Here is a 16014-nt window from a genome sequence, read left to right as displayed (position 1 = left end):
GCTAATTTTTTTGATGGTTAACCTTAATCATGATTGAACCGGGGAGTGCGTCAACACTTTCCGGTTTTTATGTTAACCGACTTAGATGCTAGATGTGGTGTAGATCTTTCTTCATTTTGTGTGGTTTAGGTGAGTAGTTAGGTTGGTTAGTTAATTGTTGTTCTATTATTAGTTTTTTACAATAATTGTTCGTCCTTCAATGCTGAAATGCACATTAAAAAAAGCAAGCATTTGTAAAAATTCGGATGCATTGACATTACGTTTGATTTTTCCGGAAAATTTCCTTTCTGGTATTTTCCCCTGGTATACAACATCCACATCATACCACCTGGATGCCTGGCGCATGATCGTTTCTAAACTGACGTCATTAACCTGAAACAGACCATTTTTCCAGGCTACAGCCTGTTCCAGATCTGCTTTTCTTACCAGGATTGGCCCGGATGATTTATTGATAGCTAGTTGGCCCGGTTTAAGAAGTGCCGTAAATCCGGTGTTCAGTTGAAGTATCTTAACAGCCCCCTCCAGTAATGTTGTTTTAATGTCCGGTTCATCATCATAACTGTTGATGTTGAAATGGGTGCCCAATACTTCAACAAGTTGATTTCCAGATTGAATTATAAAAGGTTTTGCTTTATTTTTAGCTATTTCAAAATAAACTTCTCCGGTAATTTTTACTTTTCGTTCCTTACCGGTGAACGTGGCAGGAAAACTGATAGAAGAAGCTGAATTTAACCACACTTTACTTCCGTCAGACAAAATAACATGATACTGACCGCCCCTTGGCGTTTTAATGTTATTAATAGTTGACCTTATACCTGATGCTGTGTTTGAACCAACGGCAGCATGGTAGCTGATTTCACCATCACGGGACTTATTCACTTCAATGTTATCTTCACTTGCTAATTTCCCGTTATGGGCATCATCCAGATTTATGGTTGAGCCATCGCTAAGGGTTAGGGTGGCTTTGTTGCTACCTGGCCTAAAATCCGCTTTTACGTTTTGCGTATCAGCGGTGTGCTTGTGTGTAAAAAGATAACCGCCAATGGTCATCAATATCAATAGAGAGGCAGCGACTGAATATTTAAACCATCTATTTTTACAATGGATTTTGTTCATCACTTTTTTCCGCTCTGTACCATCGATGCCAGACAGAATGTTCTGCAACATTTTGTCTCGCTGATCTTCAATAAACGGACTTTGCTGTGGCGTATAACTTATATAAAGATCTTCTACCAATGCGCTTAATTCTTTATCAGAATCAGTTTCACTAATTAAAAGCATTAGCTCATTCCGTTCTTCGGCAGTATCCGTTCTATCAAAATATTTTTGAAATAAATCAGCTATACGGTTTTTTTGAGTCATAATCTTCAGTAAAGCATTTTTTAATTAATGCTATTTTAATACTAAAGACACATGCTCTTAAAAAAAGGGGTAACTGAATTTATTTTTTTTAAAAAAATAATGGAGTAACTAATATTGATATAATAACTATATCGCTTTGAGAAGATACCTCGCTTTTAATGAAACGCAAGGCCAACTTAATATGCTTTTTAACTGTTTCTGGAGATATGTTTAAGATTTTAGCGATTTCTTCGTGTTTTAACCTTTGTTCCCGGCTCAGTTTGTAAACTTTCTTTTGCTGAGGAGGTAGTTTTTCTACTGCTGTATCTAAAAGTTGGCGGTATTGTTCATTTACACTAGAATCATCAGGTAGATCATCTTCATCCGACTGCTTTAACCATTCCAATTGCCTAACTTTGTTATTAGCCTCTTTTCTTAAATGATTTAAGGTCTGGTTTCTGGAAAGAATAAACAAGTAGTAACAGAAATTATCTAATTCATTAAGCGTTTCTCTTTTAAGCCACACTTTTATAAAAACATCCTGAACAATCTCTTCAGTAACTTCGATTGAGTCAGTAAGTTTATAAATATATTCTCCAAGTTGTTTATAATAGGCATCAAAAAGTTCAGTAAATGCACGCTGATTCCCTTTCGCAACTAATGCAAGTAAATTAGCTTCATTTTTTACAGGTTTCAGAGCCATTTTTTTGAATAATTTTTAAAGTTATGTAAAATTTTGGCTAACTTCTTTACTTGTCTGCCAATTGGAGCATGAAAGATAGTTCATGTACCTAAAGAATTTATAGATTTAAACAAAATAGCTTCTAAAAACTGACAGATAACAATTTACCGTTATAAAATAGGTCTGTATACAAAAATAAACCTTGATCTTTAGAAAAATTAGCTTGTATCAGCATGTTCAATAAGATAAATATGATACTCACTGCGTGGCTAGTTTAATGGCCTCATCAAGGATTTCATCTTTATCCTTCTGTATTCCTAAAATGGTATTCTTTACCATCAGGTATTACATCGTTTAAATGATGTTTACTTCTGTCAGGTTTTTTAACCAGCATACCTTAATAAAAAAAATGATATCCGCCTGGCATGGAAACTAAATTTATATTTCCATTAGTACCTGAGGTTGGCTGCACTACTAACTTGAGTTCGATAATTAATTGGAAGAAAAATATGTAATCAAAGCGATATTTTTTATATTTAAGTATCTAAAATTCAATTTTTTTAACAAAAAAAACGATGATAAATGTGATTTTAAAAAAGGCAAGGAATTATGCTCTTAAATAGTTCAGGAACCTGCAAATAAATTACATATCTGGAATGGTGTCTGAGTGTGAAAAGACTGTTGAGCAATTATTGGCGGAACTAGGACCAAAAAAAAGCAGTACCGTTCTCAGCTTGGTACAAAAAAATAAATGATAACAATGAATTAAGCTAGTAATGATGTATAAAGTTACACAAAAAATAATCTTTTGTAAACTGGAGAAGAACCACTTTCACTGAAATACACAGTCTTTATCTGAAAACGTTATGAACGAGTTACATATCCCGGTGTGTATTTCGGTGAAACTGGCCACCAATTGATTACCAGATGATGCATATCTAAGCTCCTCCCTCTAAACAAATATACATTTCGGTTCCAAATCCATTTCCCTCAGGATTTTTCGCTTTAATCCATCCTACTGCTGAATTATCTTCAATTCATATCTTCCTAAAGATCAAAATCCATCCGCAGGTACCGTAACGCATAAAAAACACACCATAATTCCTCCAAATAGCTAAACGACCATTGCTACCCCGAATGGCAGATGTGCTCCCAGGCGCCTTTATTTATGTAGAAAAATTGAAAGATTATTCCTGAAAGCCAGTCTCGAAAAAAAACTGATCGAAAGAGCAGAACGGCCCGTTTGCCCCGAAACAGGTGGTTATTTTAAAGAGAAATAGAGTGACAGCTTAAATGCGGAACGGACGGCCATTTTTGCCGAAATACCCACATAATCACGGCTGTAGTGTTAGCTAACTTATATTCAATCAAATTATCACCCCTCCCAATTCTCATGTATTTTCTTAAGAACATTTAAAACAACGTTGTGAACCAAAACTTCCCTTACTTATATCAGAACTTCTCAATATTCAATATTTACTTCTCATCCATCTTCAGCAATGAGTTATAAATCTACTTTAAATCCTTTGTTTTGCAGGTATAACCATAGTACAGCTTTATTCTCGCTATTGCCATATCTATTTAAATTAACAATTCATTAACCTTGCACGCTTTAGGGCCGATGCGATTACCTGGTGCATATCGTAATACTTGTATTCTGCTAGGCGTCCTCCAAAAAATACATTTTCCTCACATTCGGCTAGTGCCCGATATTTTTTAAATTTTATTGTGTTCACGACATCATTAATGGGATAAAAAGCTTCCATGCCCTGTTGCCATTCTTCGGGAAATTCTCTAGTGATTACAGTTCCCGGCTGTTTTCCAAATTCAAAATGTTTATGCTCTATAATTCGAGTAAATGGAACTTCCCTTTCGGTAAAATTTACAACAGCTACACCCTGATAATTTGGAATGTCTCTATACTCGTGTTCAAATCTTAAGCTTCTGTATTCTAAACAACCATACCTATAGCTAAAATATTCATCGAGTTTACCCGTATAAATAAGTTTAGTACCTAATTCTGACAAACATGCTCTACTACTAATGAAGTCTACATTCGTCCTAACCTCTATCCCTTTTAGTAAACCACTTATTAAAACATTATATCCACCAACTGGTATGCCCTGATATTTATCGTTGAAATAATTATTATCAAAAGAGAACCTGACTGGAAGCCTTTTAATTATAGAAGGAGGAAGGTCTACTGCATCTCTTCCCCATTGTTTCTCTGTATAACCTTTTATAAGCTTATTGTATATATCGACTCCTACCATCTTAAGCGCTTGATCGGCTAGATTTTTCGGCTTCCCCAGGTTATTTATCATGCTGATCTGACTCTTTATATGATCTTCTGCCGCCTTAGGTGTTTGAGTTTTCCAAAGCTGATAAAATGTATTCATATTAAAAGGCAGGTTATACAATTCCCCTTTATAGTTGGCCATTGGAGAATAGATAAAATTATTAAAAGTACAATATCTATTCACGTAATCCCATATCTGTTTATCATTTGTATGAAAGATATGAGGTCCATATTTATGTACATTAATTCCCTCGATATTCTCACAAAACAGATTACCACCAATGTGATGTCTTTTCTCAAGAACCAGACATTTTTTTCCAAGATCGGTCATTTCTCTGGCAATAACTGCTCCAAAGAGCCCTGATCCGATGATCAAAAAATCATAAGGTGCTTTCATTAATTATTAGGGTTAGAAAATTTCACAGGGTGGTAGATTAGGGGTTCCGTCATTTCTCCTTCTGTTATAAAAGGACGGTACCTCATACTCCCTCTCAGCATACCTCCATAATTGTCAGGTTGTGAAGCTGTGTAAAAAAAGTTTTTGCATCCTGGCAATACATATTTACCTTCTCCGCCGAATTCTGAAATGCTAAAGCCAGCTGACTTCAATAATGTTGGCAATAAAACTTCGAAGTGCCCCGACCAGCCTTCACTATGGCACTGATCTATGTATGCCAAGGCTGACCTCGATATTCGAAATATTGGGTTAAATGACCTAATATATTCCTTTTCAATCCCACTCTGTTCATTCTTTAAGCTACTCCACCAATACCAATCAGGTTCATCTTCATAATCTCTGATGTGACTACTCAAAAAATCATCATCAATCCCATTATTCAAAAAATAAGAAAAGAAAACATCCCATCCTCCTAAAAACCTAACATCATCTTCAACATACCAATAGAAATCATATTCTGGAAAATCCCTGAAAAATTTGATCAATGGAAAGTGGTTACTTCCATCCAATTCTGCATGCCGCATGGTTTGATATCCCAACCCCTCGTATATTTCATCTGAAAATACATAAGGGGCAATATTCAGAAGTTCACTATCCAATGGTTTGTCTTGGCCCTTATGATACAACATCGTAATATCTGAAAGTCCCGTAATCTGCGTTTTAAGGCGATTGTATTCACCCAATATTCTAATATCATTTTTGTTAGTTAAAAAGGCAACAACTTGGTTCACTACCGTGGCACCTGACTTGATTTCGGAATCAGAAACATCTTCAGCGCCGGATCTGACTGTGTTTTTATCTAGAAAACTCAATATCGAGTCTGAAATACCAGGTTTGAATTTTCTTGCAAATAAGTGTTTACTTCTTTTAATGATAGCTTCATCTTTACAAGTTAATATTCTTGGGTGATTGAATGGATAATCCCATTTTATGAGCCTAAGGCTGTTGTTTACCAGATTATCTACAATAAATGGCTCCTCACAGGCAAACAATAGTGTCTGAAAAAAACTTTCATCAGGAATTGTGACTAGTTTAAAATAGGAGATAAATTCAGGATTAAATGCTAAAAACGACAAAACAAACTCCATAACCTCATAGGGAAATGACCACCACTGTGACCCTCCATATAACTTCATGTTTTCCTGAATAATCTCGAAATTTGGAAAGCGGCTTTTACCACCATTATTCCATTTTGAATGAGGAATTGTAAAATAGTCTATAAATATCTTCTTTGGATTGGCCTCCAAAAACCTTTCAATATGCCTTACGGACTTTAAAGGATAATCACTTCCACTCAACAATACTACCCGACTGGTCTCCGGTGAATTTTTCTGGATAAATTTCATTCCTGAAAGCGTCGCATCTACTAACCCAAAACTTCCCCACTGCGACTCCTCTCTATTTTGTAGAAAGAAAACCTGAGCATCATTTTCAAAGTAAGAAGCAAAACCATCAATTGCTATTCGTGCATCAATATGTACTACAAAATTGCAATTATCGCTTCTTAAAGCCTTAATAAGTCGCGACAATTGTTTTGGGTTTTCATGGGCTAATATAAGATAACTAATTAATATCATAAGTATTCTAGATCAATTAACATTTAGTGAAATTCCTGAGTAATAATCTCATTCGCCTTTATTTCTCTTTTTATTATTAGCCTGTGTTCAGAATTTTTATTTTCAAATCCTGTACAAATGTCTTCGTAGGAACTTTTTTGATCATCTTCATTTATCCAAAGCTTAATATCCCAATTTTCTATATCTGCTAAGAAAAACGTTTGCCGTTGGACGCTCATGTCTGATGGATTATAGGGCAGCCTATTGCTTATATCTCCAAAATTCATGCATTGGCATCCTATAACTATTATCAATTGTTAAATCTACAAAATCCAAATTGAAAAATAGTTAGTCTGCTGAAAAATCAAATTGGTAATCACCGAGTAATTACGAGTTTGGAAATACCAGGTTTAAGGAAATATGAAAAAGTGATAAAATATGTGTATCAGAAGCTACTTTTGTAAGCTGAAAATTTAGCGGGCTGTACTCGGAATGCCAATATTAAAACTTCACCTCAACTGCCCGCTGGATTGCCAACCTTCAATCAAGGCCAGCGTAGCGCTGCGCTTTTTTTCCCAAGTTATTCATACAGGCAAAGCTAAATCCAGAAAATTAGCAAGTCAGGATGTACTTGGTAGGTTGGTTACTGAAAGACCGCACTATCAATTTGTTCTGGTTGATATTCCTGACTAAAGTATCGATCTAATGTTTTATAAAAGAACGGTATAAATTCAAATCATTATTTTATAAAATTATATTATTTAGATTTTTTTAAATTCATCGGAAAACTGTACGTTTCGATTTATAGTGCATATTTTTAGTATTATTCAAGTAAAGAAATAATATGAGTTTAGTAATGGAGCAGGCTGAAGAATACGGTCTACGTGGTTTATCCAGTGTGCCTGAAAAAAAGGTTTGTGCATTCAGATATTGAAGATTATGCAATATTGCTTTTCATTAAACGTAATGGAGAAGAGAATAAATGTGATTATTGTGAGAAGCATAAGAATGTAATAGGTCTGGACCCTTTAATGATTTTCCTAACGGATACACTTACACACTTTTTTACTGATCAGCAAATTTTATGCAATATGTTTAATCTGAGGAGGCTATTTGGGTGGGTTTGATGGGCCTTGGAAAATACTCGAAATATGGGATTATCTGTAGAAAATGATACTTTACAGCAGGATATATAATAGTTTTGATCACTCAAGTGCATGGGTAGTGAAGAAGTTTCTGAATCCAATTAGAACTACGAAGGCTGGTTTCATTTAATACGTTGTAAAGTATTAATATCTTTTTCTATTATGACATTCCCCTATGTTTAATTCTGCCTAGACAGTCTAGTGGCCTCGTCAAGGATTTCATCTTTACCCTTCTGTAATCCTAGAATGGTATTCTTTACCATTACATCAGGTATTAAACCATTTAAATGATGTTTGCTTCCGCACGGGCACTAAAAAGTACCAATTAAGATTAGATTAGAAAAAGGAGTAGAAACAGTTCAACTTTTGTTTTCTGATTCGTATTTACCATGCCATATCATTTATAATTTCATTAACTATATCAACTAATTTAGTCAAAGGAGCTATAATTTGGTTCGAGAATTTCCCCTTAGGGTAGGAAGATTTTTAATTCCATAATAGGAAGTTTCCTACTCCATTTTGTCTTTTCGATAGCCAAATAATATTAAGTTTTACAGGAAAAACTGTTGAATTTAACGTATGACTTTTACAAATATTTAACAAAGAAAATCCCGCGATTTAGGGCTTCCGGTATCCGTAAACGCAATTTTTTTAAAGTTAAAATGGCAACAGTTGATGCAAAAATCTACGTTTACCATTACAAAAATGATGGTAAGTGCAATGTAAAGATCAGAATTTACCACAAAAATCAGCAGAGGTTCATCGAAACGACACACTATCTATGCGACAAACAGTTAAAAATGCATCCTGAAAACAAGCGGGAGTTCTTAATCAAAGATCAGTTTGTTAAAACACTGGTCAATTCCGAATTGGATAGCTATAGATTGGCCATTAGCAACCTTGGTCCAAAGGAAAATTCTTTGATACAACACATTTCCCAATAATACCCCAAGCTATCCATTCAGGGGTACAGGCTGTTATTTGATTTTAGGAAAGGTTGTTGATGAATTTGGGTTTCCAAGCCTGGAGGTAAGCAAATTTGCTAAACTTGAAATAGCGAAAAATCCAGTAATGGATTAACAGTTAGCTGGCTGGAACAACCTAACTAATTGAAGGGCTTAACATTTGAAGTAACTTAGAAAGTTTGGCGCTAGCGCCAAACTTTCTAAGTTTTACCGGACAACAGTGATTAAATATTAATCGAACTCAGATTATGACTTCTTATATGGTAGTTTATACCTATCATCTTTAATGTTTAAATAAGTATGCCAACGCCAGAAAGCGATAGGATTCTTCCAGAAAGTTCTATATAAAACAGTATCTGCTTCCTGAACTTTGTTGCTTTTCACATACTCTTTAAATGATTCTTTTATCCCTGTTATATTGTTTCCACTTCTATCGGGCAAGACGAAATTTCCTGAATCATTACTATATCTATAATGCTTTTCATCTAAAGCGTAGTCGAATATATAGCTCAATGGCGGAATATTGCTTAGAATAATTGTTATACCGGTCAATATTATTAAAACATATTTCTTTTTCATGCATGTCTTTTCCTCAAATTTTGACTATCGTGAGAGATAATTGGCACGGCATTTCAACTATTGTTATTAATTCTATTGACTATTATTAAAATAATCCATACAATTAAATATGGAACTAAAATAAAAGCAAATATTGTCAGGTACCAGGAAGCTAATATGCCAAATAATAAAGGTATGTATATGATAAGCTTTCTGTTCTTCAGCTTATTATGAATAAACGGCAGTAAAAGCAGTGCTATATTTGTTGTGAATTGTAGTATCCAATGTATAAACATTAGCCAAGCCAATTGATGACGGATTATATCAAAATAAAACATTTTTGGAGCGGTGAAAAATGTGTATTGATACAAAAAGCTATATTCCCCATTTATCCTTATCCCTGTAAATAAACTAATTAACCCAAGAATAACGAGTAACGAAGTAATCTTTCTATCTTTCATATGAAAACCACTTAATTGCAACTATTTTGTCATTTATTGCGGTAGTTAAATATCCCAAGTATAGGCCGATTGAATCATTTGACTTGTTTATCTTTATTTGATTCTACTTTTTTTACTATTATTAGAATGACCCATATAGTCATAAATGGAATCAATATGAAAGAGAATAGACTTAGATGAATAGATGCTAAAACTGCAAATAATAGCGGTATGTATATGATAACGTTTCTATTCTTCATTTTGTCGTAAATAAATGGTAAAATAAGAAGAGCTAAATTCGTCGAAAATAATAAGACCCAGTGTATGATCCTCGGCCATCCCATTTTATTATAAAGCATGTCGTAATAGAACATTACTGGTGCTCCACGAAATGTGTATTGGTATAGAAACCCATATTCACCATTTATTCTAATACCCGTAAATAAGCTAAGCAGTGCTAAAATTATGAGTAATACAGTGATCTTATTATTTTTCATATAAATTCCTTTAGTTACATGGACCTTTTCCAATTGTCCCAACACTTGATATCGTATCTGCACCAGGTAACGATCTTAAGGTTTGTCCAAAATTTCCCGGTGTGTTCTTAAATAGTCCGGATGTAGAATTGGTAAACGTAGCACCTGCTGCATTCATCCAACTAATTGCTGCATCAGTGCAATTATATTCATCCCCAAGAACATTGGTTAGTACATAATTCTTCGTTGCGAAATCTCCTTCAACTTTTGCTAGACCGTTATTAAACTGTTGTTGTGTAACATCAATAGTATAGCTTACATCAAATGCGTGCGAACTATTGTTTACCATAGTACCTTTATTGGCTAGGATGCTTTCAGATGGATAAAATCCCAGTGTCTGTTTAACACTAGTACCATCTAAGTTATTTTTTTCAAAAGTCACGAAGGTATGTCCGACATCAAAATTATCTCCATTTATAGTCGAGAATATAATTCCTGTAGGTACATTGTAGGGATTATTTGTAACAACCCCACCAGTTGGAAGAATTATGTTGTACCAATCACCTTGACCCTTTACAGGTTGATCAACAAAAATTGTCATTTTATAAGTTGCGGGTTTACCGTCTGCAAAGCATTTGGTGTATTTTTTAATGTCTTGAATTTTAGGTATATTATTCGCTACAGGTACCGCTTCCGGTAGCTCTTCTGCAGTGATCGTAGGTGTACCTGGAGTGCCTCCACCACCACCGCTACTGCCCCCACATGTCGAATAAAGCACGTCAATATAATAATAACCAACCCAGGACTGTTGCAAATTCCAAAATGATCCGGTAGTATACGCTGCATAATCAAGTGCTACGTGAATCATATTTCCTAGTTGATCATTATCTGTTATATTGTAAAAAACCATGTCGTTTTGGTGTCCATACAGTGGCATTTCATAATCTAAATTCAAATTGTTTTTCATATATCCAAACACGAGAGTTCTGAAATAATTAGCGATTTCAACACTTTTATTTTGCACAGAATATTCATCCCCCCGATATCCAGAAAATTGATAATAAAAGTCAAAAGTTATTGCAGTTTCACAGGTTCTGATATATTGTGTTATTGACGAGCCGGCTCTATCTTTTGTTGTAAGCGACATCTTTTGATTTTTTACCGATGCTATATTCTTTTGCTTCAACTCTTTTTGGATTGTCTTTTCCCGATTAATCACGGTTTGAGGTATGGTCAGACCCATTGTCGAGAAATTGTAAAGTATGGTTTGCAACCTACGCGTTTCTGAAGAGCTGCCAGCCGTAGCAGATGTGGTAATATAAGTTCTCACAGTAGCCTGAAAAATATTTTTTTCGGTGCCAAAGGATAATTCTAAGGCTTTGTTGCAAGGTTGGTTGTCATTTAGAATCGGTACATAGTAATTGATACTGCGTTTGGCATCAGATGAAATCCTAAGTACAATTTTCTCCCAATCCAATTTTTAATTTGGCTTTAACGAAGCCTCATCGGGATGGTCTTTGGTGTAACTGACCCATTGTGTATAGAGTTCCTTAACAAAAGGGGAGGTTGACTGATCGGGTGGCGGAACATCAACAAGACGCGTCTCTTTTTTGCACGAAATGGCAATGACTGCGATAAGCAATAAATAATAACGATAAAATCGCTGGATGGAGGTTAAGGTCTGCGTCATTTTAAATGTCTAATAGTGGTCAATTTGGTGATTTTAATAAAAGTAAGTTTGCTTTAAGAAAGCACCTTCTCACTATATTAAGTTATACTCCAAAAATATGAGATCACTCTTTGAGATTTTTTGACAAAAGTCACAAAATGAAACGCTTACTTTTTCTTATTCGACTTAAAGTTTCTCTGCTTATACCCAAATAGGAAGAGATATGACTCAGAGAAATTCGGTTCAAAAGTTGGGGTTGGTTTTGAATCAACTGTTCATAACGTTGTTTAGCGGAAAACATACGCAGCGAATTTGCCTGCGCTTCATTACGTATATAGTATAATTCCGTAAGCCTTCTTCCAATAATATTAAATTCAACGAAACGCTCATAAAGCCAATCTAGCTTATCCTTCCTGAGAACAATAAAAACACTGTCCTCCAATGTCTCAATATATTCAAAACTAGGCTGGGAAGTAAAAAAGCTGTATACTGAGATAACAAGTTCATTTTCAAACAAAAACCACGTATTTGTTTCAATGCCCTCTTTGTTTAAGTAAAACACCCTAACAGCACCACTCACAATGAAATAAATACGTTCACTTTTTTCTCCTTCACTTAACACCTTTTGGTTCTTATCCAAACTCATGATCTTACTCTGCTCAACAATAGCTTCTTTCAATGTGGTGGATAGCTCGCCCAATTTTGAGAATACCCCAAACAATTGGGCATAAGGTGTTAATTTTTGCATTAGAAAGATTTTCAGACAATTTAGAACTTGTAAAAGTTATTTAATAATCTCAGTATTAAACTAAAATTTAGTTACCTATAAATCCGCAACTAACAATACGCAGGCCATACAGCGCAATACCTACCTTAATTATTTAATTAAGTTAAATATTTCAAAATGTAATAGCGCTATTAGCAAAAACCCAAAAAGAGGAAATACCATTTCAAGGCATTTCTCTTTTTGGATTTAACTGTAACAGATTACTTATGGAAAACGCTATTTTAAGGCTTTATAAGTTTATACAAAGATTCCACCGGCACGGTATTCTTCAATACCATCTGCAATCCCGGATTCATCTCACTATGTATTAATGGATGTGTATTAGAAACAGTAGCGACAACATCACCATATTCATTCATCACCGGACCTCCGCTTGATCCTGTTGCATAATCTGCTGAAATCACGACCATTTCGCGAAAGAATTTGTTATTTGGTTCTCCCGCTTCCTCCAGGTACTTGTCCATCACGTTACCCTGTGAAAAGAAATAATGCATCCCTTTTGGATGTCCCAATACGAAGACCTTTTCGCCCACTTTTGCACCTTCTGCAAGCGGTAAAGCTGGTAACAGATCACCATTAGTCTCCAGTTGGAGTACGGCCAAATCATTTTCTTTTGAGGATGTCAATACCGATTTTACGGCATAGGTGCATCCATTGGCCATACGAACAACGAAACCTAAAGGTTTATTTCCGTCCGTCATATTCGCATACTGGGCGACTACATGGTAATTTGTTACCATTATCCCTTTGGGATCAATAATGTAACCTGAAGATTCGCTGATGTGTGCATTAGAACACCTGGGACATAAATAAACGCAACCTGTAATTACAGTAGCGGCTTTTGCACGCTCGTAGATCGCATTGGCTGTTAAAACTTTTTTTGAAGGTTTAACGATTCCAACAGCAGCTGATTGAGGTGGATTAACCAGCACCTGCTTTGCTTCCTGCAAAGTCATCGTCTTTACTTTCAAAAGCAAAGAATCTACAGATTTCTGATAATCGGCTGCTATCTTGGCATCGTTGGTAAATCCTTGCGCCATTGTAAGAGTAGAAATTAAAATAAAACTCAATAGCATTATAATGACCTTTTTACAGGCCAACTTCTCTGAAAATATACTCATCTTAATCCTATTAATTAGTAAGACCAATCATGCTACGATAACCTTTAGCTTCTTTCTCTAAACTCTCCACCCTGGTTTTAAAATAGTCTTTAATGGCTGCTTTCTGTGCATCATTTGCTTTAGCCATCTGCCCCATTAAAATTCCGTCCAGTATTCCCTTGTAAACATCTGTCGGAGGCATTATCCAGATATAACGCTTATAATAGCTGATCAGACCATCGATATCTTTGTTAGTTACGTAAAGCGCAATCTTACAAATGTGTGTTTCTGCCTGATCTGGTCGTAACTTTAGCAAACCAATAATATAAGCAACCTCTTCAACCTCCTTAGAGGTGTAAAATATGTTGTAACGTGCTGCGCTACCTGCGGCAATGCAATACATGTCTTTTCGCACTTTGTCGAAAATAATGCGGTTGATAACATCAGTACCCATCGCCTGATCCATATCGCCCTTATACATCAAAAGCTTATGAAAAAAAGGACTGCCAAACTTCACGGTACCTAATGCCAGTTGAAGATAATCAGGGCTAAATCTTTCATAATCTAAAAGGTGGTCAAATACATCTTCCAAAACTGGTGAAGGATCCTGAGAGTTTTGGTACAGTGCAAGGGCGTAAGGCATTCCAGTCTGCATGCCTTTCTGTGCTTCATAAGCTGCTTTGAGGCCTTTCAGAGAATTCTTCGGATCTAAGGCAGCCTTTACTTTTTCCACAAATTCATCGGCAGTCGACTTTCCAACTACTCTATTGATTTCCTGCCCCTGAGCATTCAGAATTAAAAAAGTAGGGTATGCGGTTACATTGTATTTTTTCCCGATTTCTTTGCCTTCACCTTTCTCCATATCGATTTTTATCGAAACGAATTTTGGATTGATATAATCGCCCGCAACCTTTTTTGGAAACTCCTGTTGCGCCATCTCAATACAAGGTATACACCAGGTTGTGTAGCAATCAATTAAAATAAGCTTTTGTTTTGCAGGGTCATTTGCTTTTGACATGGCTTCGCTGAGTGTTAAGTGCTCAAAATTGATGCCTTGTGCGAGCACTTTTTGTAAAGGAAGCAAAGCGAATACAAGCAAGAAAGCTGCGATTAATTTATTCATCTTAAAGAGTTTATGCATTATAATTTTGAATTGATCAATTCTGTAAGTTTTGGATCAGACGGTCTAGGCGCGTCGATAGCTACTGTTTTGCCGTTTTTATCAAATAACATGTAACGAGGCACGGTTTCCAATTCATAGTCTTCTGCAATCGGCCCCTTACGGTTAGAAAACAAATGCAAGCCAGACATTTTCTTACTTTCTACCATTTGTTTCCATTTTGCTTTATCAGTATCAATGGAAAGGCTGATAAATGTCACATTCTTTCCTTCAAAAGCTTTTTCCAGAGCTTCAAGGGCAGGTAGCTCGTCCAAACATGGTTTACACCAGGTTGCCCAAACATCAATAAGCACCACTTTACCAAGGTTTTCTGACAGACGGTGCATTTTTCCGTTCAGGTCGGGATATGAAAAATCTATCCAATCTCCTCCTGCAACCCTCATTTTGGCGCGGGCCTGCAATAATTTCATTTTGGCTTTCTGCTTTTCAGTAATCATAGAAGACTGATAGGTATCCAGATAACCTAAGAGATCGAAAGTTGCACCTTTTTCAGCTTGAGCTAAAGCGAAATCTGCTTTTAGCTCTTTATCAGCGATATCAGGTACAAGTAACTGGCCTCCTATACCCTGTTCGTTGTTGTATATAATGTGTTTTGCAAAGCCAAAGTACTGCATTAAGTTAAAACCTATAGGCAAGGTCCAGATTTGCTTATCAGAAAAAGTCTCATTTTTAAACCAGTTTACCAGGTACGGCGGATATTCATTTTTAGTACCTACATTTAAGCCAGTCGCAATCGGTACTAAAACATCAAACTTATAGCTGTATGGCAAGAGGTATTTAACTTGTTTATCGAAAGAAGCGTTTCCGGTATTGATGTTTTGAACAAAATCGGCAACTGGTTTTTCCAACGAATCCAACACCTTGACATAGCCTTCACTCGGTAACGCATATCCTTTTGGGGTATAACCGTACTTTCTAAGCGGCAGTATCATCTTATACCAGTCAGCAAAAACCTTATTTTCTTTACTCACTTTTCCTGAATACGTGATGGCTCCATCGCCAGCGTCAATCATCAGGTTTTCTCCTTTATGAAGGTAAAATGGATAGAGCTCTCCATACATGCCAACATATCTGATCACATCCAGATCAGAAGCACTCAGTTCAGCATTAAAAGTTTTCGTTACTTTATCGATTTTTGGTTCGGCGATTAAAGTTAAATCTGCATTTTCTGGTTTGGCGATAAGCATACTCTCAGCTAGTGCGCCATTGGGAAGAAGCTTCTTAAATTTACCTGTAATGGTAGCACTCTGTGCAAATGCCGTCAGTGACATCGTTGCCATTAAAATAGCAATAATTGATTTTTTCATTTGTTTAATTTGAATTTTTAATAGGTGGGTATGGCGTGCATTCGCCACACCC

11 protein-coding genes are annotated in these 16014 nt (G+C 35.7%); all 11 read right to left on the bottom strand.

What is annotated here, in order from left to right:
- Nucleotides 1-168 precede the first annotated feature (168 nt).
- A complete protein-coding gene (locus IM793_RS16355; protein WP_193423145.1) occupies nt 169-1362 on the bottom strand; it encodes a FecR family protein in 1194 nt (397 codons plus the stop codon).
- 88 nt (nt 1363-1450) lie between these two features.
- Nucleotides 1451-2044, bottom strand: coding sequence for an RNA polymerase sigma-70 factor (locus IM793_RS16350; protein WP_193423143.1), 594 nt, complete (start codon nt 2042-2044; stop codon nt 1451-1453).
- Between the two features lie 1565 nt (nt 2045-3609).
- The gene (glf, locus tag IM793_RS16345) at nt 3610-4719 is read right to left on the bottom strand and encodes a UDP-galactopyranose mutase (protein ID WP_193423141.1); all 1110 of its coding nucleotides are present in this window, start codon (nt 4717-4719) and stop codon (nt 3610-3612) included.
- Complete coding sequence (locus IM793_RS16340; protein WP_193423139.1) at nt 4719-6356, bottom strand: beta-1,6-N-acetylglucosaminyltransferase; 1638 nt, start codon at nt 6354-6356, stop codon at nt 4719-4721. Before IM793_RS16340 ends, glf begins: the two co-directional genes overlap by 1 nt.
- 23 nt (nt 6357-6379) lie before the next feature.
- A complete protein-coding gene (locus IM793_RS16335) occupies nt 6380-6622 on the bottom strand; it encodes a hypothetical protein (RefSeq protein WP_193423136.1) in 243 nt (80 codons plus the stop codon).
- 2069 nt (nt 6623-8691) lie between these two features.
- The gene (locus IM793_RS16330) at nt 8692-9024 is read right to left on the bottom strand and encodes a hypothetical protein (RefSeq protein ID WP_193423134.1); all 333 of its coding nucleotides are present in this window, start codon (nt 9022-9024) and stop codon (nt 8692-8694) included.
- A 926-nt stretch (nt 9025-9950) separates the two neighbouring features.
- Entirely contained in the window at nt 9951-11396 is a 1446-nt protein-coding gene (locus tag IM793_RS16325) for a hypothetical protein (protein ID WP_193423132.1), read from the bottom strand.
- A 343-nt stretch (nt 11397-11739) separates the two neighbouring features.
- A complete protein-coding gene (locus tag IM793_RS16320; RefSeq protein WP_193423130.1) occupies nt 11740-12336 on the bottom strand; it encodes a Crp/Fnr family transcriptional regulator in 597 nt (198 codons plus the stop codon).
- A 260-nt stretch (nt 12337-12596) separates the two neighbouring features.
- The gene (locus IM793_RS16315) at nt 12597-13496 is read right to left on the bottom strand and encodes a serine protease (RefSeq protein WP_193423128.1); all 900 of its coding nucleotides are present in this window, start codon (nt 13494-13496) and stop codon (nt 12597-12599) included.
- Between the two features lie 10 nt (nt 13497-13506).
- The gene (locus tag IM793_RS16310; RefSeq protein WP_193423126.1) at nt 13507-14598 is read right to left on the bottom strand and encodes a thioredoxin family protein; all 1092 of its coding nucleotides are present in this window, start codon (nt 14596-14598) and stop codon (nt 13507-13509) included.
- Between the two features lie 17 nt (nt 14599-14615).
- Nucleotides 14616-15962 carry a TlpA disulfide reductase family protein gene (locus IM793_RS16305; RefSeq protein WP_193423124.1) on the bottom strand — a complete coding sequence of 449 codons (1347 nt, stop codon included), beginning with the start codon at nt 15960-15962 and terminating at the stop codon, nt 14616-14618.
- Nucleotides 15963-16014: the final 52 nt, after the last annotated feature.

Origin of the sequence: Pedobacter sp. MR2016-19, assembly GCF_014947265.1 — a bacterium.
In the GTDB taxonomy this organism is placed as follows: Bacteria; Bacteroidota; Bacteroidia; order Sphingobacteriales; family Sphingobacteriaceae; genus Pedobacter.
The sequence above is the reverse complement of the archived record's forward strand: the minus strand, read 5'-3'. Positions and strand labels throughout refer to the sequence as shown.

What these genes read in the sequence shown, in the direction of transcription:
- IM793_RS16350 (WP_193423143.1), bottom strand. Translation starts at nt 2,044, where the DNA reads ATGGCTCTGAAACCTGTAAAAAATGAAGCTAATTTACTTGCATTAGTT.
- IM793_RS16310 (WP_193423126.1), bottom strand. Translation starts at nt 14,598, where the DNA reads ATGAATAAATTAATCGCAGCTTTCTTGCTTGTATTCGCTTTGCTTCCT.
- glf (WP_193423141.1), bottom strand. Translation starts at nt 4,719, where the DNA reads ATGAAAGCACCTTATGATTTTTTGATCATCGGATCAGGGCTCTTTGGA.
- IM793_RS16355 (WP_193423145.1), bottom strand. Translation starts at nt 1,362, where the DNA reads ATGACTCAAAAAAACCGTATAGCTGATTTATTTCAAAAATATTTTGAT.
- IM793_RS16315 (WP_193423128.1), bottom strand. Translation starts at nt 13,496, where the DNA reads ATGAGTATATTTTCAGAGAAGTTGGCCTGTAAAAAGGTCATTATAATG.
- IM793_RS16335 (WP_193423136.1), bottom strand. Translation starts at nt 6,622, where the DNA reads ATGAATTTTGGAGATATAAGCAATAGGCTGCCCTATAATCCATCAGAC.
- IM793_RS16305 (WP_193423124.1), bottom strand. Translation starts at nt 15,962, where the DNA reads ATGAAAAAATCAATTATTGCTATTTTAATGGCAACGATGTCACTGACG.
- IM793_RS16320 (WP_193423130.1), bottom strand. Translation starts at nt 12,336, where the DNA reads ATGCAAAAATTAACACCTTATGCCCAATTGTTTGGGGTATTCTCAAAA.
- IM793_RS16330 (WP_193423134.1), bottom strand. Translation starts at nt 9,024, where the DNA reads ATGAAAAAGAAATATGTTTTAATAATATTGACCGGTATAACAATTATT.
- IM793_RS16340 (WP_193423139.1), bottom strand. Translation starts at nt 6,356, where the DNA reads ATGATATTAATTAGTTATCTTATATTAGCCCATGAAAACCCAAAACAA.